The sequence below is a fragment of the Gemmatimonadota bacterium genome, assembly GCA_041390105.1.
In the GTDB taxonomy this organism is placed as follows: Bacteria; Gemmatimonadota; Gemmatimonadetes; order Longimicrobiales; family Gaopeijiaceae; genus JAGQIF01.
In genome coordinates, this window is record JAWKQO010000002.1 from 102,501 (window position 1) to 122,602 (window position 20,102).

Genomic DNA, 20,102 nt, shown 5'->3' on the forward strand with positions numbered 1-20,102 from the left:
CGAAGGGGCCCGGGGACGAGGACCGCTGCCCGCCGGCGCGACTTGACCGACTCCTGCGGCAGTGTAGGGTTGGCCCATGCGATCTCCAGACGCCCTTCCCTCCGAGGCGCCGGACCCGGCCGACTCCTTCGGGGCCCGCCTCCGGGAAGCCCTGACCGTCCTGGAATCCGTGGTACAGGACCGTGGCCTGTTGGCGGCGTTACCCAAGGACGAGCAACAGCGCCTGATCCAGGCGGCCGGCTCCGTGTTCTGCCCGGACAAGCAGCAGCGCCGCCGTCTGGTCAAGGAACTGGTCCGGCAGCGCAACCAGGCGGATGCCGAGCGCGAGGAGGCACTGCTCGATCAAACGGGCATCCGGGCTCTCCGCCGCAAGCCCACGTTCACCACGCCCAACATCTTTCCTCCGCGGGGGTTCGAGCCGGGCGATCTGGCGCCCGGAGACGGAGGCCTGCCTGGGGCCATCGAGTCCGGCCGCGCGGCTACGTCGCCGCCCGTCGTCGAGAGCACACACTGCTACGTGTGCAAAGAGGACTACTCGGAGATCCATCACTTCTACGACCAGCTCTGTCCGGCATGCGCCGAGTACAACTATGCCAAGCGCATGGAGCTGGCGGATCTCAGCGGACGAGTGGCCCTGGTGACGGGAGGTCGGGTCAAGATCGGCTATCAGGCCGCCATCAAGCTCCTGCGCAGCGGCGCCCACGTGATCGTGACCACGCGCTTTCCTCGGGATGGAGCCGCCCGCTTCGCGGCGGAGCCGGACTTCCCGGACTGGGGGGATCGACTGGAGATCGTCGGGTTGGATCTACGGCACACACCCAGCGTGGAAGCGTTCTGCTCCGCGCTGCTCGCCACCGGAAGCCGACTCGACTTCATCATCAACAACGCCTGTCAGACGGTTCGCCGGCCACCCGCATTCTACGAGCATATGATGGAGGCCGAGACTGCAGCGGTGCACACCCTTCCGGAGCACGTCCGCCGCTTGGTCGGTAGCTATGAAGGTCTGCGTGGCTATCACATGCTCCCGGAAGGCCCGGCGACGGCCGCGGTGGAGGTGGCGCTCGCATCCGGGGACCGCACCGCGCCGCTGGCGGGACTGGCCCGGGCAGCGGAGCTCAGCCAGGTAGCGCTGCTGCCGGACGAGGTCGAAGCGCAGAAGGCGTTGTTTCCCGGGGGCAGACTCGATCAGGACCTGCAGCAGGTGGATCTGCGCGACATGAACTCCTGGCGGATGCTGCTGGCAGACGTGCCCACCGTGGAGCTGCTGGAGGTGCATCTCGTCAATGCGGTGGCGCCCTTCATCCTGAACGCGCGTCTCAAGCCCTTGATGCTGCGCACTCCGGAGCGCGACAAGCACATCGTCAACGTGTCGGCGATGGAGGGCCAGTTCTATCGTACGTCCAAGACCACGCGGCATCCACACACCAACATGGCCAAGGCCGCGCTGAACATGATGACGCGCACCGCCGCGGCCGACTACCACAACGACGGCATCCACATGAACGCGGTCGACACGGGGTGGGTGACGGACGAGGATCCGGCCGCGCTCGCGGAGCGCAAGCGCGTGGAACACCGCTTCCATCCGCCGCTCGACATCGTCGACGGCGCCGCCCGCATCGTCGATCCCATCATCCACGGGTTCAACTCGGGCGAGCACGTGTGGGGAAGGTTCCTGAAGGACTACAAGCCCACGCACTGGTAGGGGGTGGCATGCAGTCCGGCACGAACGACCCGCTCTCCGGTGCCTCGCTCGCGGATGCGCATCCGTTCGGCCTGGCGGAGAAGCTCGATCGCTGGGGTGGCGAGGAGCTCATTCTCAGACGCGACGGCCCGACCGGTGCCTGGATCGTCATCGCGCTGCACTCGTCCGTCATGGGTCCGCCGACGGGCGGCACGCGCTTCAAGCCCTATCCCGACCTGGACGCTGCCATCGCGGATGCGCTGCGCCTGTCGGAGGGCATGACGCACAAATACGCCGTGGCGGGATTCCCGAGAGGGGGCGGCAAGGCCGTGATCCACGCACCAATCCCGCTCGACCCTGCGGCCCGCGCAGGGCTGCTGCGGCGCTACGGTAGCGTGTTGTCCCGGCTGGGTGGGACGTTCCAGACGGGTCCGGACGTGGGCACGTCGTCCGAAGACATGGACGTGATCGGAGAGAACGGCGCGCCTTGGGTCTTCGCCCGCACGCCGGCTGCGGGGGGAGCGGGTTCGTCTGGGCCCTACACGGCGTTGGGGGTCTTCGCGGGCATCCGTGCCGCCTGCACCCACGTGTTCGGGGGCGAGGGGCTGCGGGGACGCACCGTGTTGGTGCAGGGCGCCGGCAGCGTTGGGGAGCGCTTGATCACGCTGCTGCGGAGCGCGGGAGCGTCCGTATGCTTCAGCGACGTCGATCCCGAGTGCGCCCGCCGTATCCGTGAGCAGGAAGCGGTTCCGCTCGTGGAGCCCGAGGCGGTGTACGGCACCGCGTGCGACGTGTTCGCCCCCTGCGCGTTGGGCGCCGTGCTGAACGAGCGGACCATCCCCCTGCTCTCCTGCCGCCTGGTGGCCGGTGGTGCCAACAACCAGTTGGCCGGCGAGGCTGACGGGACGCGGCTGCACGAGCGCGGCATCCTCTACGTGCCCGACTACGCCGTCAACATCGGTGGGGCCATGGCCATCACCGGCATCGAGGCCATGGGCTGGACGCCGTCGGAGGCCGAGCGAAGGGTCGTCGAATCCGTGGAGCGCGCGGTGGGCCGGCTCCTGGAGCTCGTGGAGCGGGAGGGTGTCCTGCCCGAGGTGGCGGCGCGTTCGTTGGCACGGGAGCGGTTGGCCGCGGCGAGCGCCTGAGGCGGGTGCGGGTTCAGCCGGGCGCGGCGCCGCTCCACGCGCTGCGCAGGGCCTCGGCGGTCGGGTCGATCACCGTCACTCGCCGAGGGCGGTCGAGCAGTGTCGCCAACGGGGGCGGGACCGGCACTGGCGCTCCGATCAACGGCTCCACGATCGAGTCGAACTTGGCCGGGTGTGCGGTGGCCACCACCACCCAGTGGGCCGTGCCCAATTGCTCGCGCAACGCGACCGCAGTGGCGGTGTGCGGGCAGAAGACCTGGCCCCAGCGCGTCGGCCCCTCGCGGATGATGCGCCGAATGGTGTCGTCGTCCACCGTCTCGGAGTGAGCAGCGCTGCGCAGCTCCTGTGGGTCGGGAAAAAGGTCGAAGAGCCGTTCCATGTTGCTCGGGTCACCGACGTCCATAGCGTTGGCCAGGGTCCGCTGCGACGCACGCGGCTGCCAGGGGGCGCCACCGAAGAAGTCCGGGATCACCCGATTGGCATTGGTGGCGATGCCGATGGCTCGGAGGGGGAAGCCCAGGCGGCGGGCCCAGAAGGCACCGACCGCGTTGCCGACGTTGCCGGACGGGATGAGCACTCCGGCGGGCGTGCCGTGCTCGGCCTCGTAGCGCAGGGACGCCCACGCATGGTAGACGACCTGGGGGAGCAGGCGTCCCACGTTGATGCTGTTTGCGGAGGTGAGGGCGCCCCCGCCGGGCCAGCGACCGGAGCGGAACACCTCCTTCACGATGCGTTGGCAGTCGTCGAAGGTGCCGCGTACCGCGAAGCTCTGGACATTGCCGTCCCAGCAGGTCAGCTGCTGCTCCTGCCGCGGGGCCACGCCTCCCTGGGGGTAGAGCACCGCGACCTGGAGGCCGGGGCGCCCATGGCAGGCGGCCGCCACTGCGGCACCGGTGTCGCCCGAGGTGGCCACCAGAATCGTGCGTGGCCCGGCGGCATCGGGCGGGCAGCGCTCGAGGCAGTGCGCCAGGAAGCGGGCGCCGAAGTCCTTGAAGGCCGCGGTGGGGCCGTGGAACAGCTCGAGGAGTGCCGTGTGCTGGGGCAGGGACACCAGGGGCACCGGAAAGTCGAACGCCCGCGCGCAGATCTCGGCGAGGCTCTCGGCCAGTGCATCCCCCTCCAGGAAGGGTTCGAGCACCGCTGCCGCGAAGTCGGGGTAGCGATCGATGCTGGAGAGCGCGGTCAGGTCGTAGCCCGGAAAGCGTTCCGGCACGTAGAGCCCTCCGTCCGGCGCGAGACCCTGGAGGATCGCGTCCGAGAAGCCAACCGACGGCGACGGGTCTCGCGTGCTCCGGTACCTCACGCGTCGCGGGGGGCCCGCTGCGTCAGCGGCACAGGTGGGCGCCGGTCCGATTGACGGGACCGCTCCAGGCGTCGCAGGCGATGCCCTGCTGCTGGAAGGTCCACCGGATCGCGGACTCGACCGAGTGGGCTACCTCGTGGTCCTCCACCCAGGCGAAGACGGTGGGGCCCGAGCCGGCGATGGACAGGGACAGCGCGCCCGCCGCCAGCGCGGCACCACGTGCGTCCTTGAAGCCCGGGATCAGCGGGGCGCGCGCGTCCTCCGCGATCAGGTCCACCATGTGACGCCCGACCTGGGCGGCGTCGTCGCGGAAGCAGGCGTGCAGGAAGCCGGTGAGGTGCATCGATTGGCGGACGTGACGCACCACGGACACCTCGCGTGGCATGGACAGACGTGCGGCTCGTGTTTCGATCTTGAGGTGGGGGTGAACCACCACGACCGAGAGTCCGGCGGGCACGGGAATGGAGACCACGTCGAGCGGGTCGGTATCGACGACGGCGGTCAGCCCACCGAGCAGGCAGGGAGCCACGTTGTCCGCGTGAATGGCGCCGCTGGCGACCGCTTCCCCCGCGGTCGCGTAGCGCAGGAGCTGCTCCGCAGGGACCGGTGCGTCCAGCAAGCCGCCCAGCGCCACCACGGCCGCCACCGCCGAAGCGGCCGACCCGCCCATGCCCGACCCCAGCGGAATGCCCTTCTCGATCTCCAGCGCGATGCCGAAGGGAAGGGGGTGGTCCGCGAGCATGGCCTGGATCGCCACCGAGGCCGTGTTGCGTTCGGGCTCGAGTGGCAGCGGGTCCGGGATGCCCTGGATCTGCTCGATGCGCACTCCTTGGGTGCCGGGGCGTGCGTGCACCGTAACCCGGTCGCCGAATCCGCCCACCGCGAAGCCCAGGACGTCGAAGCCGACCGCAACGTTGGCCACGGTGGCCGGCGCGAAGGCAGTGACGGTGGTGAGCTGGGGAGCGATGTGATCGGACACCCTGTACCTTTGTCGGCGCGCTGAACCAGCGGGCCCGCTTCGGAGAGCAGCTCCGGAACCGTGCCCGCCCAAAGCTACCCTGATCGCGACCGCATGCGTATCGCCGACCTGAACTGGATGCAGTTGGAAGAGGTCCTGCGGCGGGAGGACCGCGCCGTCCTTCCGCTGGGGAGCACCGAGCAGCACGCCACGCTCTCCCTCGCCACCGATTCCATCCTGGCCGAACGGGTGGCCCTCGAGGCCGCCGAGCCTTTGGGCGTGCCCGTCTTCCCCGTTTTGCCCTACGGCGTCACACCCTATTTCACGGGATATCCGGGCACGGTCTCCCTGCAGGTGGAGACCTACCTGCGGGTCGTGGGCGACGTCCTGGACAACCTGCGCCGTATGGGCTGCCGCCGGATTCTCCTGGTGAACGGCCACGGAGGAAACGCGCCGGCCGCGTCGTTCGCGGTCGAGTGGGCCGCCCGTAGCCACGATGTTCGCGTCAAGGTGCACAACTGGTGGAATGCTCCTCGAACGCTTGCCCACCTTCAGGGGATCGACGCGCTGGGCTCGCATGCGTCCTGGGCAGAGAGCTTCCCGTGGACTCGACTGGCAGGTGTGGTTGCACCCGAAGCACCCGCACCCCCGATCGACCGGGTGCGAATGTCCGTGATGACGCCGGGCGAGGTTCGCGACTACCTCGGAGGGGGCAACATGGGTGGTCTGCATCAGCGCCCGGACGAGGATATGCTCTCACTGTGGCGTGTGGGCGTGCAGGAGACCCGCGAGCAGCTGGAGGGTCCGTGGAGGTGACTGGGGTCCTTCGTCCCATCCCGCGCGACGACGCCACGGAGGTCTCATGAAGATCGAGTTTCCGGAGCGTGCGGTTCTGGTCACCGGGGCGGGGCATGGCATCGGCCGCGCCATTGCCGTGGGGTTCGCCACGCGGGGGGCGCACGTGTGGGCGACCTGCGTGGATCAGGAGGGTCTGGCGAGGACGTTGGGTCTGCTCGGCCCGCGAGGTCAGAGCCGCCACATGGACGTCACCGATCCGGACGCCGTAGCGGCGGTGGTGTCCGAGATCGAAGGCCGGCACGGCGCGATCGACGTCCTGGTCAACAACGCCGGGGGGGTGCGCGGGCAGCGAGGTCGGCCCGTGGAAGAGGTGAGCGACGGCGACTGGCAGGACATCCTCTCCGTGAACCTCACGGGGACGTTCAACTGCTCGCGGGCGGTGGCCGTCGGAATGAAGCGCGCGGGCCGCGGCGCCATCGTCAACATCTCGAGTGGGGCCGGTTTGGGGGTGAGCCTGACCGGGATCCAGGCCTACGCGTCGGCCAAGCACGGGCAGATCGGCCTGACCCGCCAACTCGCGCACGAGCTCGGCCCCTTCGGGGTCCGCGTCAACGCGATTGCGCCGGGATTCGTGCTCTCCAACCCCGATACCGAGCGGCAGTGGGAGCGCTACGGCGAGGACGGACAGCGGCGCCTGCTGGAGTCCATCCACCTGCGGCGCCTGGGTCGACCCGAGGACATCGCCAGTGCCGCCCTCTTCCTGGCCTCGGAGCATGCGGGCTGGATTACGGGGCAGGTGCTACAGGTGAACGGAGGACGCTGAGCCACCGACGCTCGGCTTCTCCCGGCGACGCTCGGCCTCTCCCGACGTCCGCTCAGCTGTCCTCTCGATAGATTGCTACCGAGATGCGCCCGTCCTGATCGACCCAGCCGCGGTACATCCCGGGGGTGTTGAAGCAGAGCTCCACGTTCCCCGCTCCGTCGATCGCGACCAGCCCGCCTGAACCGGGCACCTGCCGCTCGAGGGTCTCCCAGATGACCGCCTGCGTCGCTTCGGCGAGGGACGCAGCACCGTAGGCCATGCGGGCGTGCACGTCATAGGCGACGGCGTTGCGGATGAAGTACTCGCCCCATCCCGTGCAGGATACCGCACAGCGGGGACCGGCGTAGGTGCCGGCACCGACGATCGGAGTGTCCCCCACGCGTCCCCAGGTCTTGTTGGCCATCCCGCCCGTGGAAGTGGCTGCGGCCAGCTCGCCCCGCGCATCGAGGGCCACTGCGCCTACGGTACCCGACCGGGAGGCCACCGCGTCCCAGGCGTTCCCGTCGACCTCGGCGGGGTCGGCATCCCCCAGGACGTTGGGGCGACCGCCCGCGGCGCGAGTTCGGGCACGGACCAACTCGTCCCAGCGGCGCTCCGTGTCGAACCAGCTCGCGCGCGCCGGCTCGACGCCCTGTTGCCAGGCGAAGGCCTCGGCGCCTTCTCCGATCAGCATCAAATGCCGCGACCGCTCCATCACCAGGCGAGCCAGCTCGATCGGATGGCGCACGCGGGTGACCCCCGCCACCGCGCCTGCGTCGAGGCGGTCACTCCGCATGAGCGAGGCGTCCATCGTGACCACGCCGTGCTCGTCGTAGTTGGAGCCTCGCCCGGCATTGAAGAGCGCCGAGTCCTCCATGACGCGCACGGCCGCCACCACGGCGTCCACCGCCGACCCTCCACGGTCGAGCGCCGCGTGCCCAGCCTCGAGCGACTCGGTCAAGGTGCGCTCGTACGCGGTCTGGAGCTCCGGGGTCATACGGTGCCGGGGAAGGGTGCCCACGCCTCCGTGGATGACCACACCGGTGCGCACGCGAAGGGGGGAAGGTCCGCTCATCACGTCCTCGTCAGTTCGTCCAGGTTCGCCCACCGCTGTGCTCGGGTGCCTTGTTCGATCTCGTGGATCTGATGGATGATGCGCGCAATCAATGGAACGGCGACGCCCGTGCGCTCCCCGCTGTCGACAATGGGACCCAACTGGGCGTCGACTTCGGTTCGGCGCTTCCGAACGGCCAGATCTCGCCAGATCCCACTGTGGGTCTTGGCTGAACGTCGGTTGAACGCCACCAGATCCGCCAGGGAGCGATGCGCGTCGCCGTCGCTGGCTCCGCTACCGAACGCCGAAGGGTCGAATCCATCGAAGGCCTCCAGCCGAATGCCGACGGAGTCCGCGACCCGGCACACTTCGCGCCCCACCTCCACCAGCAACGACCGGTGGGCTGGCGAGTCCAGGACGTCGGCGATCGACGCATCGGTGAGCGCGGTCGCGAACAGCAGGGCGCCGTAGGCGAGCTTGCTCCAGAGATAGCCCAGGACGTTGTCGGTCTGGATGGCACCGGGCTCGAAGTCCAGGAGCACCGTGTGCAGTTGTCGCAGGCGCTCGGAGAAGGAGCCGTTCAGCTCGCCCAGCACCACGGCGCCGCGCCCACCCCAGTGCACGACTCCCGGCTCGAGGAGGTCGGCGCCGAAGTTCACGAAGGCGCCGATGGTTCGGGTGGCTCCGACGTGGTCTGCGATCACTACCTCGTTCAACCCATTCTGGATGGAGACGACGTAGCCATCCTTGGCCAGGAAGGGCTCGACCTGAGCAATGGCGTCCGCCGTGTGGTGGGCCTTCACGCACAGGAGCACCCGGTCGTAGGTGCCTGACAGGTCGGTGGGCGTCCAGGCATCGGCGGGGACCGAGAACTCGGCCACGGGGCCGACGATGGCCAGTCCCCGCGACCGCATCGCCTCCACATGCTCCCTGTCCTGATCGACGAGGCGCACGGCGTGACCCGCGCGCGCCAGCGCGGCCCCGATGGTGCCGCCCATGGCGCCGGCGCCCCAGATCAGGAGCGGCGTCTGGACGCTGGGGCGGGACAGGGAAGGCTCCGACTCGGTCACGAGCTCAGCGTGCCGCCGCGGTCATGGGAGAGAAATGGAACTGCACCACCTTCCACGTGGAGCCCTCCCGGATCCGTGTCTCACTGTAGCGCCAGGTACCGGGTCGAACCGCGCCGCCGGGCAGGGTCAAGGCACCCTCCAGATAGGCTTCTGAGACGGCTACGTCGCCAAACAGACGGACGTCGAGATCAGCGAGGGTGAAACTGGCGCGGACCCCGGCCTCGTATCCAGCCTTGAGCGCTTCCGCGTCCACGCCCTCCAGCAACACGCCGCCGTCCAGGAAGAACCCCCGCGCCTGGGGGTGATAATAGGACGCGAAACGGTCGAAGTCCCCGGAGGACCACGCGCCCAGCGTCTCACGGATCGCGCGGCGCACGTCGGCCTCCTGTGCGGCTGCGCCGCTGGCCAGGAACGCGTATGCTAGCACCAGCGCCACCCATCCTCGTCTCCGCACGACGTCCTCCCACGGTCCAGTGAACCCTCCGATGACGTACGTTCTTCCCTTCGACCGAGCAACGGGTTCCGCTGCGGGAGCCGAGGCAGCGTGAGGGGCCGGCGCCTCCTCTGGGTCGCGGCCACAGGGGCGGCCGTCCTGGCCGCGCTCACCTGGGTGGATTTGAGGCCGAAGGTCGAGAGCGACTTCTTCTTCTCGCCGGACGATCCCCAGCTCCGCACCACGCAGGAGATCGAACAGCGGTTCCCGGGGGCCCAGCAGATCATCGTGCGCGCGGCCTCTCCCGACCCGAGCTCCGACGCCTACCTGGCGGCTCTGGCCGACCTGAGCAGTGCCCTGCAGGCCGTGCCCGGCGTGACCCGCCTCAACAGCGTGACCACGGAGCGCGTGGGTCGTAGCCCGCTCTGGACCCGGCTGTTGCTCACCCCCGCGGAGGACGCCACCAATGTGATCCTGACCACGGAGACGGCGGACCCGGAGGCCATGGTCGCCGCGCTGGAGGGTGTGCTGACCACCCACGAGCGCCCCGACTTCGCGCTGCAGATGTCCGGTGTGCCCGTCATCGTCGAGCTGATCCGCAGCAGCCTGTTCCGCGACCTCCGGGTCTTCAGCGTCGCAGCGCTGGTCGTCTTCGGGTTGCTGACCGCGGTGATCTACCGACGCGCGGCCGTCGTCTGGGGGACTCTGCTGGCGAGTGGTCTGGCGTGCAGCCTCACGCTGCTGATCGATCAGGGGGTCGGCCTGTCCATTGGCCTGCTCACCGCCAACATCGTCACCATCGTCTTCGTGCTCACGCTTTCGCACGTCGTGTTCCTGACCGCCAACGCGCGTCGGTGGGGAGCGCAGCGGGCCATTCACCTCACCTTCCCGGCCTCGTTCTGGGCGATGGCCACGACGCTCCTCGGGTTCCTCTCGCTCACGATCGCCAGCGCGCGCCCCCTGCGGGATCTCGGCATGGCGGGTGCGATCGGGACCGTCGTTTCCATCCTGTGCGCCTACCTGCTGTTCCCTGCCTTCCTGCCGGAGCGTGCCGAGTCGGATGAAGCGCCGACGCCCACGACTCCGGACCATGACCCGCGTCGCTGGGAGCCGGTGGGCGCAACTCCGCCTCCCGCGCCCACTCTTCCCCACCCGCCTGCATCGTCGAAGCGCGGGCTGGCCGTCGTCGCGGCGCTGTTCGTATCGGTTGCCTTCATCGGTTTGGGCATCGGTCGCGTGGACACCGATCCGGTGCTGCTCAGCTACTTCAAACCGGGGACCGAGCTACGCGAAGGGCTGGAGGCCGTCGACCAGGACGGTGGCAGCAGCACCTTGGAGATCGTGGTGCGCGACCGCAGCGGCGGACGTCTGGACGAGGACGAGAGCATCGCACGACTGTGGGCGTTCCAGGACTCCCTCGAGTCGATGGCGGAAGTCGGAGTGGTCGTCTCGGCTCCGGTGCTGATCGGCCATGCGCGGTTGCAGCCGCTGGCGGGATTCTTGAGTACCCGCCAGTTGGCCGACATCCTGGAGTCCCCCGCCCAGGGGCGGATCGGTCGGGCCTTCCTTTCCTCGGATCGGCAGGAGACGCGCTTCCTGGCTCGCATGCACGAGGCGGAGCGGACGCAAACGCGCGCCGACATCATCGAGGGGATCCGCGTCAAGGCAGCGCAGGTAGGCCTGCAACCGGTGTTGGTGGGTGGAGTCTACGAGCTACAGGGGCAATTGGGACGGCTGATCGCGTCGAGTCTCCGCCTGGGACTGGGCGGGCTGCTGCTCCTGTTCATCGGCATCGGGCTCGTGGTCTCGAGGTCCGGCCGCGTCACCGGGGTGATGTTCGCGTGCCTTCTTTCCATCCCCCTCGTTGTACTGGGAACGTTCGGGCACCTGCGCATCCCGATCGACATGATCACGTCACCTGCGGCCAACGTGGCGCTGGCGCTCGGCGTCGACTCCATGATCCACCTGGTGCTGCGGGCCCGCGCGCTGGGCGACTGGAACGAAGCGCGTCGTCAGATGACCCAACCGGTGCTGGCGGCGACGCTCATCATCGCGGCCGGCTTCGGTCTCTTCGGACTCTCGACCTTCCCCCCTACGGCGCGGTTCGGACTGGCCGTGATGCTGGGCACGACCACGGCGGCCACCATGGCCCTGCTGGTGCTCCCGACGGTGGGGCGGCATCGACTGGCGGGGGCGCTGATTCCGGTCAGATCCGGCGATCCGCCACAGCCTTGAGGACGTCCCACGCCGAGAGGATCCCCACGAGGTGGGCGCCGTCGAGCACGAGCAGGCGGTGGGCGCCCGCATCGACCATGAAGCGTGCGGCGTCGGCCAGATCCGCCCCGGGACCGAGCGCGTAGACACGGCGGGTCATGACGTCCCCCACAACGTGTTCTTCGAGCACGTCCCACTCGGGGCCGGGCTCCGAGAAGCGCTCGAACACGTCGGCGCCGGCATCTTCCCAGTAGTCCACGAAGTAGGGGCTGGCCGGCTCGGCCTCCTCCTCGTCGTCGACGGGGGTCTGCACCACGGCTTCACCCCACTCCATCAGGTCGGGTCTCGACGTCGGTACGCCAGGCTCCGACGCCTGGAAGTCCAGGATGTCGGAGGTCGAGCACACGCCGACCACCGCTCCGTCCGTCACCACCGGGGCCCCATGCACTCCGTGCTCCCCCAACTCCTCGACGGCCAGTCGAAGGGTGAGATCCGGCGTGAGCGTGAACACGTCCCGAGTCATCAGGTCGGATACCAACACAGGAACCTCCCGGCCGCCAGCAGAGGGCGGGCCCCTGGTTGCCGCGGGGTCCACTTCGCATCCCTCCCGGTACGTCGCGGCCTATTCCAGACCAAAGGTCACAAAGCGCTCCGTCCGGGGGTGTCCGGAGCCGATGGCTCGCCTCCGTCGGGGAAGCCCCTCGGCGCGAAGGCGCGCCGGCACGTGAGCCTCCGGGCTGGCGGGGCGGTGCGGCGGAGGTTCCCCGACCCAGCGGGGCGATGCCGTCCCGACGGTGCGGTCGTCGATCTTCCCGTAGATCAGTGAGGCACCGACAGGCCGCACCGTTCGTTCAGAGGAGTGGCCGAGGAGGGTTCATGTCAGCTGGCAGGATCTGTACGCGTGTTGTCCAAACCGCCACCGCGCACGAGCCGGTCTTCGACGCGGCTCGCAGGATGCGGGACCACCACGTCGGCACCTTGGTGGTGGTCGATGACGATCGCCGCCCGATCGGGATCGTGACCGACCGCGACCTCACCGTCCGTTGCGTCGCGGAAGGCTGCAATCCCGCGAACACGCACCTCTCGGACGTCATGACCCGGGTCGTGAGTTGTGTCGAAGAGGACACGCCGATCGAGGCCGCGCTTTCGACCATGGCCGCCGCCAAGACGCGCCGCATGGTCGTCACCGGCACGGACGGTCGCCTGGAGGGGGTGCTTTCCCTCGACGACGTCATCGACCTGCTTGTGGAGGAGGCCGGCACGATTGGACGGTTGCTCCGCTCGCAGGCGCCCGTCTAGGAGGGCGATGCGCCGGGCCGATCCCGTCAGGGGGCCGGCCCGGCCCAGGGCCCGGTGGGGAGCACGCTGGTGGGTCTGAGACCTCGGCTCACCCGGCGGGGGCTTCCTGCGTCCGACCCGTGGGAGCCACCCGGACGGCCTGGGGACCCTGGTCGCCCTGCTCCCACTCGAACTTCACTTCCGATCCCAGATCCAGTCCCCCGAAGCCGCCGCGCAGCACGCTGTTCTCGTGGAAGTACACGCGCATGCCGTCCGACGACTCCAGGAATCCGTACCCTTCGCCGGGGAAGAGCTCGACCACGTGGCCTCGGGGAGAGGCCTCTCGTCGCTTCACGTCTCCCCGCTGCAGGTCGAGGAAGCGGTTCAGGCGACGCTCGGCCTCGTCGAACGCTTCGCCGATGGCCTGGCCGAGCTCCTCGTGGGCCTGATGGGCGGGCGGATTCCGATCGACCACGATCTCTCCGCCCGGGAGCGTGAGGTCGATGCGGATGTGGTACAGGTTTCCACGGTTCTGGCTGCGGTGGGGCATCTCGCACATCACCCGGCAACTCGTCAGGCGGGCGGCGGGGCGGTCCAATCGGTCCACCCGCTCGCGGATGAAGGAGTCGATGGACGCGGAGGGCTCCAGGTGCCGATAGCTCAGTTCCAGTGGGATCTGCATGGGCTCATCTTTCGACATAGAGAAGAACACCGCAGGAGGAAGGGTCGGCGCCAGCATCGCCGCGCCGACACCTCCCCAGGATGGCAATTCCAGCGGCAGCGGGCCGTAGGGAGGGCTCCGCATGCGGATGAGGGGGCGGTCCCGGAATCGGACCGGCGCCGCCCACCGCCGGGGCGTCGCGCCTTGCCCTCGGGCGGCGAGGGGGGGAGTGTGTAGGACCATTCCTTACGCTGACACGACTACGCCATGAATCCCCTTCTTGAAGATGCGGTGCTGGTCCCCTTCGATCGCATCCGCGCCGACGACGTAGAACCCGGTATCCGGCAGGCCCTGTCCGACGCCCAGGCGGATCTGGATGCCCTGAAGGCCGATGGGGCCGAGCCCACCTGGGACGGCACCCTGGGCCGACTGGACGCCCTGGCGGAGCGACTCTCGCGCCGAATCGCTCCGGCGTCGCACCTGATCTCCGTGGCACAGAGCCCGGAGCTTCGGGATGCGTACAACGCGGTGTTGCCCGACATCACGGCATTCTGGTCGAGCCTCCACCTGGATCCGGCCCTGTGGGCACGCATCGAGGGCTATGCCGGCACCTCGGAAGCCGAAGCACTCACAGGTCTGCGACGCCGACACCTCGAAAAGACGCTGCGCGAGTTCCGCCGTGCGGGCGCGGACCTGCCCCCGGCCGCCAAGGCCCGGCTACGCGAGATCCACGTGGAGCTGGCGAGCCTCGAACAGAAGTTCTCCGAGAACGTGCTGGACGCGACGGCAGCCTACGAGCTGCACATCGCCGACGAAGCGCGTCTGGAGGGGGTTCCCGAAGCCGCGCGCCGGCGTGCACGGGCGCGGGCTAAGGAGCAGGACAAGGAAGGATGGCTCCTCACCCTCGACTATCCCTCGGTGGAGCCCATCCTCAAGCACTGCGCGGACCGAGCCCTGCGCAAGGAGATCTATACGGCGCACGCCTTGCGCTGCCGGGAGGGCGCTTTCGACAACCGCAGCCTCATTGCGCGCATCCTCAGGCTGCGCGACGAGCTGGCCTCCGTCCTGGGCTACGCCACGTTCGCCGACTATCAACTCGAGGACCGGATGGCGCGTTCCGGGGCGCGGGCGCGCGCCTTCGAAGCGGACCTGGTGGATCGAACGCGGCCCTACTGGCAGCGAGACGTCGAGCAGCTACGAGAGCACGCCTCGTTCCTGGACCTCGACGAGCTGAGGCCCTGGGACGTCGCCTTCTTGATCGAAAAGCTGCGCAAAGCCCACTTCGACCTGGACGCCGAGGCGTTGCGTCCCTACTTCCCGCTGGACCGCGTCCTGGCCGGCATGTTCGAGATCGTCGAGCGCGTCTTCGGGTTTCGCGTCCGAGAGCGTGAAAACTCCGAGGTCTGGCACCCCGACGTGCAGACCTATGAGCTGTTGGACGAAGCGGGTACGGTGCTGGGCGTGTTCTATACCGACTGGTTTCCGCGTAAGGAGAAGCGGCCGGGGGCCTGGATGGACGCGTTCGCCACGGGCGGTCCCACTTCCGACGGGTTCCGGCCGCACGTCGGGACCATCTGCGGCAACTTCACACCTCCGCAGGACGGCACGCCTGCGCTGCTGACCCACGAGGAGGTGGAAACCACCTTCCACGAGTTCGGGCACCTGCTACACCACTGCACGTCGCGAGTGGAGATTCCCAGCCGGGCGGGGATCCATGTCGCCTGGGACTGGGTGGAGCTGCCCTCGCAGATCATGGAGAACTGGACGTGGCAGCGAGAGGCGCTGGATCTGTTCGCCCGGCACCACGAGACCGGTGAGCGGCTTCCCGCCGAGCTCTACGGCAAGATGATCGGCGCTCGACGTTTCATGGGTGGTTGGACGCAGATGCGTCAGCTCTCTTTCGGCACCGTTGACCTGGACCTGCACCTCAACGAGGCCGGGCGCTTGCGCCGCGAGCATCGGCATCTGGAGAACGCCGACCTGCACGAGGGGATCGAGGTGATGGAGCATGCGCGTGGACGCTTTGCTGAGTTCGCGCCCACGCCCGAGTTCGCCGACTACCACCTGCTGACCTCGTTCAGCCACCTGTTCGCGGGTGGCTACGCCGCCGGCTACTATAGCTACCTCTGGTCCGAGGTGCTGGACGCCGATGCCTTCACGCGCTTCCAGGAGAGCGGGGTGTTGGACCCGACGACGGGCCGCGCCTACGTGCGTTCGATCCTCTCACGCGGCGACGCCGAAGATCCTGAGGTGCTCTTCCGGGAGTTCATGGGGCGCGATCCCGATCCCGAGGCACTCCTGGAGCGCAACCTCGGCCCCGCGCTCGATCCGACGGCGGTATAGCGAGCGAGGCGCAGTAGCGGGCTACACGTACTCGTCCCAGGCTCGGATCTCCAGCGACTCCAGCGTGTGGTAGCGAAGCGCACCCGCGAGTCGCTGTGCCAACTGAATGTTGGTGACCAGCGGGATGCCGTGGTCGGCAGCGGCACGGCGAATCATGTAGCCGTTCTGCAGCTCCTCTTCCGACGCGTCCTTGGGGATGTTCACCACGAGGTCCACCTGGCGCTCCCGGATCAACTCCAGCGCGTTGGGGGAGCGGTCTTCCAGGGGCCAGGCGACCTGGCTGATCTCGATCCCACTCTCGGCCATGAACTGGGCGGTTCCCCGCGTGCCGTAGAATTGGACGCCCGCTTCAGCCAGGTTGCGCGTGCTTTCCAGGAATACCGCTTTGTGCTCCAGGGGACCGGTGCTGAGCAACGCGCGTCGAATGGGAAAGCGGAAGCCGACTGAGATCAGCGCCTTCAGGAAGGCGTCCTCGAAGTCGCTGCCGAGGCAGCCGACCTCGCCCGTGGATGCCATCTCCACTCCCAGAACCGGGTCCGCACCGGCAAGACGCATGAAGGAGAACTGCGGCGCCTTCACGCCGACATAGTCGAGCTCGAACAGCGAGCTGGCGACTTTGGGCGTGGGGCGCGACAGAATGGCCCGGGTGGCCAGCTCGATGAAATTGACCTTGAACACCTTGGAAGCGAACGGGAAGGACCGCGACGCCCTCAGGTTGCACTCGATCACCAGGATGTGGTTGTCGCGAGCCATGAACTGGATGTTGAACGGCCCGTTGATGTGGAGCGCCCGGGCGATGGTCGCCGTGATCCGCTTGATGCGTCGAACGGTTTCCAGGTAGGTGCGCTGCGGAGGGAGCACCAGCGTGGCGTCTCCGCTGTGGACGCCGGCGTTCTCGATGTGCTCGGCGATGGCGTAGACCACGATCTCGCCGTCCCGAGCCACCGCGTCCACCTCGATCTCCTTGGCGCCCGTGATGAACTTGCTCAGCACGGTCGGATGCTCGGGAGACACCTCCGCGGCCTTGGCCAGCACTTCGCGGAGTTGCTCGGGAGACTCGGCCTCGGCCATCGCCGCCCCCGAGAGGACATAGGACGGTCGGACCAGGACCGGGTAGCCGACCCGATCGGCGAAGCGCTCGGCGGCCGCCTCGGACGTGACCTCAGTCCACTCCGGCTGGGCCACGCCCAACTCGTCGCACAGTGCGGAGAACTTATGACGATCTTCGGCCCGGTCGATGCTCTCGGGCGGGGTCCCCAGCACGCGGATGCCTTCAGCGTGCAGCCTGGGGGCAAGGCTGTTGGGCGTTTGGCCGCCCATGGACACGATGACCCCCAGGGGCTGCTCGCGGTCCCAGATCTCCCGAACCGTCTCCAGGGTGAGCTCGTCGAAATAGAGGCGCTCGCACTCGTCGTAGTCTGTGCTGACCGTCTCCGGATTGCAGTTGAGCATCAGCGTCGGATGGCCCAGCGCGCGCAGGGTCCGCACCGAGTTGACGGCGCACCAGTCGAACTCCACGGAGCTACCGATGCGGTAGGCACCGGAGCCCAGGACCAGCACAGCGTCCTTCCCGGAGGGCCCCAGGTCGTCTTCCGTTCCTTGATACGTCAGATAGAGGTAGTTGGTCTGCGCGGGGAACTCGGCACCGAGCGTGTCGATCTGTTTCACGACCGGTCGGATCCCGTTCTCCACGCGCAGCGTGCGGACGTCCTCCTCGCTCCGCCCGCTGCAGCGTGCGATCTGCGCGTCCGAGAAGCCAGCGCGCTTCGCGTTGCGCAGCAGCGGTAGGGGAAGAACGCCTTCCCGGCAGCCCTCCAGCGTGGATGCCTGTTGCACCAACCCCTCGATGCGAACCAGAAACCAGGGGTCGATGCGCGTCAGGGCGTGAACGTCGTCCACGCTCATCCCGCGTTCGAACGCCTGCGCCAGCGCGAACACACGCCGGTCGGTCGGCTCGGCCAATTCACGCTCGAGGTCTTCGAAGACCATGGGTCCGTTGGCGACCACGCCGTCGGCCCCGGTATCCAGCATGCGGAGCGCCTTCTGCAATGCTTCCTCGAAGGTGCGTCCGATGGCCATGACCTCACCGACGGACTTCATGCCTGAGCCGATGCGCGTGGACACCCCACGGAACTTGCGCAGGTCCCAACGGGGAGCTTTGACGACTACGTAGTCGAGGGAGGGCTCGAAGCAGGCGCTCGTGACACCCGTCACCTTGTTCGGCACCTCGGTCAGACCATGCCCGAGCGACAGCTTGGCCGCGACGAAGGCAAGCGGGTAGCCGGTGGCTTTGGAGGCGAGTGCAGAGCTGCGGGACAGCCTCGCATTCACCTCGATGACACGGTAGTCGTCGGAGGCCGGGTCCTTGGCGAACTGGACATTGCATTCACCGATGACGCCCAGATGCCGGATCACGCGAATGGAGATCTCCCGCAGCCGGTGATACTCCACGTTGGTGAGCGTCTGGCTCGGTGCGACCACGATGGACTCTCCGGTGTGGATGCCCATCGGGTCGAGGTTCTCCATGTTGCAGATGGTGATGCAGTTGTCGTGGATGTCGCGCACGACTTCGTATTCGATTTCCTTCCAACCCAGCAGACACTCCTCGATGAGCACCTGGGGGGCATGGGAGAAGGCCACGGTGGCACGCGCGGCCAGCTCGGCCGGGTCGGTGAGCACGCCCGAGCCCAGGCCTCCCAACGCGTAGGCGATCCGCAGCATCACGGGATATCCGAGCTCGTCGGCGGCAGCCAGTGCCTCGGGCACGGACGAGACGGCTCGGCTCCTGGGCACGCGGGCACCGATCTCCTGGAGGGCTTCTGCGAACAGCCCGCGGTCTTCGGTGGTGCGAATGGTGTCGACGCTGGTGCCCAGCACGCGGACGCCGTGGCGTGCCAACACGCCTTGCTCTTCCAGCGCGACGCCGCAGTTGAGGGCGGTTTGCCCCCCGAAGCCCAACAGGATGGCGTCCGGCGCCTCCTTCTCGATGACCCGCTCCACGAACTCGGGTGTGACGGGAAGGAAGTAGACCTTGTCGGCCAGGTGCTCGGACGTCTGGATCGTGGCGATGTTCGGGTTGACCAGGACCGTCTGGACGCCTTCTTCCTGAAGGGCCTTGATCGCCTGGCTGCCGGAATAGTCGAACTCTCCGGCTTCACCGATCTTGAGCGCTGAGCTGCCCAGGATCAGGACCTTTCCGGGTAGGGTGAGGGCGCCCGCCGGTGCCTGCCGGCTCATCGGAGTGACCTCACGAAATCGGCGAACAGGGATGCGGTGTCGGTGGGTCCCGGTGACGCCTCCGGATGGAACTGGACGGCCCGCGCCGGAAGCGATTCGTGCCGTATCCCTTCGTTGCTTCCGTCGTTGGCGTTCCTGAACCACTCCCGCCACCCAGGTGGAAGCGTGGTGGCGTCCACCGCGTAGCCGTGGTTCTGGGAAGTGATGTGACAGCGGTGCGTGCCCACTTCCACACAGGGCTGGTTCTGGGAACGGTGGCCGTACTTCAGCTTGTAGGTGTCCGCGCCGGCGGCCAGCGCCATCACCTGATTGCCGAGGCAGACGCCCAGCATGGGAATGCCCTCGGCCAACGCCCGGCGCGTGTGTTCGACGGCACGCTCCGTCATCTTGGGATCGCCCGGACCGTTGGAGAGGCAGACGCCATCGAAGTCCTCGTCGAAGAAGTCATGGTCCCAGGGCACCCGGATCACGCGGGCACCGGCGGCCACCAAGCTGCGTGCGATCCCCTCCTTGGCGCCCATGTCGACGAGGATCACACGCGGCCCGTCCCTACCATGTCGGGTCACCGTGGAGGGACTCGCTTCGGCGACCAGATTCCGCAGATTGGGATCGTGCCAGGGGACGTCCTCCTCCTCCCGCACCAGCTTCCCGAGCATGACGCCGCGCTCCCGGAGTCGCTTGGTCAGCGCCCGTGTGTCGATGCCCGCGAGTCCGGGGATGCCGGAGGCGGCCATCCATTCGTGCAGGCTCTGCGAGGCCGACCAGTGGCTGGTGTCCGCTGCCAGGGTCGCCACCACGAGGCCCCGAATCCGGATCGAGGTCGCCTCGAAGGTGCGGAGCAGGCCGTCGGCGTCCCACTCGACGGAAGGAACGCCGTAGTTCCCGATAAGCGGATAGGTGCAGACCAGGATCTGGCCTGTGTAGGAGGGGTCGGTCAGCGTCTCAGGGTACCCGACCATCCCCGTGTTGAAGACGACCTCGCCGGCGACACCCACGTCCGCCCCGAACCACGTGCCGGGGAAGCGGGATCCATCTTCGAGAAGCAGTGTGCCCGTGGCCGTCATGATGGGGGTCGGAGGGGAACGGGGGAATCGCAACGGTCGATGGAAGGAGTGTGCCAAG

The 20,102-nt window shown here is 68.3% G+C and carries 16 protein-coding genes; 7 read left to right on the forward strand and 9 right to left on the reverse strand.

What is annotated here, in order from left to right; translation table 11 throughout:
* Nucleotides 1-76 precede the first annotated feature (76 nt).
* The gene (locus tag R3E10_09825) at nucleotides 77-1,702 is read left to right on the forward strand and encodes an SDR family oxidoreductase (GenBank protein ID MEZ4416046.1); all 1,626 of its coding nucleotides are present in this window, start codon (nucleotides 77-79) and stop codon (nucleotides 1,700-1,702) included.
* Between the two features lie 8 nt (nucleotides 1,703-1,710).
* On the forward strand, nucleotides 1,711-2,829 hold the full coding sequence (locus R3E10_09830) for a Glu/Leu/Phe/Val dehydrogenase dimerization domain-containing protein (GenBank protein ID MEZ4416047.1): 1,119 nt from the start codon (nucleotides 1,711-1,713) through the stop codon (nucleotides 2,827-2,829).
* 13 nt (nucleotides 2,830-2,842) lie between these two features.
* On the opposite strand, the gene thrC is transcribed toward R3E10_09830, so the two are convergent.
* Both thrC and R3E10_09840 read right to left on the reverse strand, forming a co-directional pair.
* Entirely contained in the window at nucleotides 2,843-4,132 is a 1,290-nt protein-coding gene (gene thrC / locus R3E10_09835) for a threonine synthase (protein ID MEZ4416048.1), read from the reverse strand.
* A 22-nt stretch (nucleotides 4,133-4,154) separates the two neighbouring features.
* Nucleotides 4,155-5,111: a homoserine kinase gene (locus tag R3E10_09840; GenBank protein ID MEZ4416049.1), complete on the reverse strand. Its 957-nt coding sequence runs from the start codon at nucleotides 5,109-5,111 to the stop codon at nucleotides 4,155-4,157.
* Between the two features lie 93 nt (nucleotides 5,112-5,204).
* On the opposite strand from R3E10_09840, the gene R3E10_09845 reads away from it, so the two are divergent.
* A complete protein-coding gene (locus tag R3E10_09845; GenBank protein ID MEZ4416050.1) occupies nucleotides 5,205-5,906 on the forward strand; it encodes a creatininase family protein in 702 nt (233 codons plus the stop codon).
* Nucleotides 5,907-5,952: 46 nt separating this feature from the next.
* On the forward strand, nucleotides 5,953-6,711 hold the full coding sequence (locus R3E10_09850) for an SDR family NAD(P)-dependent oxidoreductase (protein MEZ4416051.1): 759 nt from the start codon (nucleotides 5,953-5,955) through the stop codon (nucleotides 6,709-6,711).
* Nucleotides 6,712-6,763: 52 nt separating this feature from the next.
* Here R3E10_09850 and R3E10_09855 read toward each other — a convergent pair whose 3' ends face one another.
* From R3E10_09855 to R3E10_09865, 3 genes are read right to left on the reverse strand one after another with little or no spacing between them, the layout of a single operon-like run.
* On the reverse strand, nucleotides 6,764-7,765 hold the full coding sequence (locus R3E10_09855) for an isoaspartyl peptidase/L-asparaginase (protein MEZ4416052.1): 1,002 nt from the start codon (nucleotides 7,763-7,765) through the stop codon (nucleotides 6,764-6,766).
* Nucleotides 7,765-8,814, reverse strand: coding sequence for a 2-dehydropantoate 2-reductase (locus R3E10_09860; GenBank protein ID MEZ4416053.1), 1,050 nt, complete (start codon nucleotides 8,812-8,814; stop codon nucleotides 7,765-7,767). The genes R3E10_09855 and R3E10_09860 overlap by 1 nt, the downstream gene beginning before the upstream one ends.
* A gap of 4 nt (nucleotides 8,815-8,818) precedes the next feature.
* Nucleotides 8,819-9,268, reverse strand: a complete 450-nt coding sequence (locus R3E10_09865; protein MEZ4416054.1) for a DUF4440 domain-containing protein — start codon at nucleotides 9,266-9,268, stop codon at nucleotides 8,819-8,821.
* 90 nt (nucleotides 9,269-9,358) lie between these two features.
* Between R3E10_09865 and R3E10_09870 the strand changes: the two genes are divergently transcribed.
* Nucleotides 9,359-11,482, forward strand: coding sequence for an MMPL family transporter (locus R3E10_09870; GenBank protein ID MEZ4416055.1), 2,124 nt, complete (start codon nucleotides 9,359-9,361; stop codon nucleotides 11,480-11,482).
* Here the strand turns inward: R3E10_09870 and R3E10_09875 are convergent.
* Nucleotides 11,454-12,002, reverse strand: a complete 549-nt coding sequence (locus R3E10_09875) for a CBS domain-containing protein (protein MEZ4416056.1) — start codon at nucleotides 12,000-12,002, stop codon at nucleotides 11,454-11,456. The two genes, R3E10_09870 and R3E10_09875, sit on opposite strands and share 29 nt — an antisense overlap.
* Nucleotides 12,003-12,337: 335 nt before the next feature.
* On the opposite strand from R3E10_09875, the gene R3E10_09880 reads away from it, so the two are divergent.
* Nucleotides 12,338-12,760 carry a CBS domain-containing protein gene (locus tag R3E10_09880; protein MEZ4416057.1) on the forward strand — a complete coding sequence of 141 codons (423 nt, stop codon included), beginning with the start codon at nucleotides 12,338-12,340 and terminating at the stop codon, nucleotides 12,758-12,760.
* Nucleotides 12,761-12,848: 88 nt separating this feature from the next.
* On the opposite strand, the gene R3E10_09885 is transcribed toward R3E10_09880, so the two are convergent.
* Nucleotides 12,849-13,421, reverse strand: a complete 573-nt coding sequence (locus tag R3E10_09885; protein MEZ4416058.1) for an HPF/RaiA family ribosome-associated protein — start codon at nucleotides 13,419-13,421, stop codon at nucleotides 12,849-12,851.
* Between the two features lie 246 nt (nucleotides 13,422-13,667).
* Here R3E10_09885 and R3E10_09890 point away from each other — a divergent pair, with 246 nt between their 5' ends.
* Entirely contained in the window at nucleotides 13,668-15,743 is a 2,076-nt protein-coding gene (locus tag R3E10_09890; GenBank protein ID MEZ4416059.1) for a M3 family metallopeptidase, read from the forward strand.
* Between the two features lie 21 nt (nucleotides 15,744-15,764).
* Here R3E10_09890 and carB read toward each other — a convergent pair whose 3' ends face one another.
* Nucleotides 15,765-18,980: a carbamoyl-phosphate synthase (glutamine-hydrolyzing) large subunit gene (carB, locus tag R3E10_09895; protein MEZ4416060.1), complete on the reverse strand. Its 3,216-nt coding sequence runs from the start codon at nucleotides 18,978-18,980 to the stop codon at nucleotides 15,765-15,767.
* Nucleotides 18,977-20,044: a glutamine-hydrolyzing carbamoyl-phosphate synthase small subunit gene (gene carA / locus R3E10_09900; GenBank protein MEZ4416061.1), complete on the reverse strand. Its 1,068-nt coding sequence runs from the start codon at nucleotides 20,042-20,044 to the stop codon at nucleotides 18,977-18,979. The genes carB and carA overlap by 4 nt, the downstream gene beginning before the upstream one ends.
* Nucleotides 20,045-20,102 lie beyond the last annotated feature (58 nt).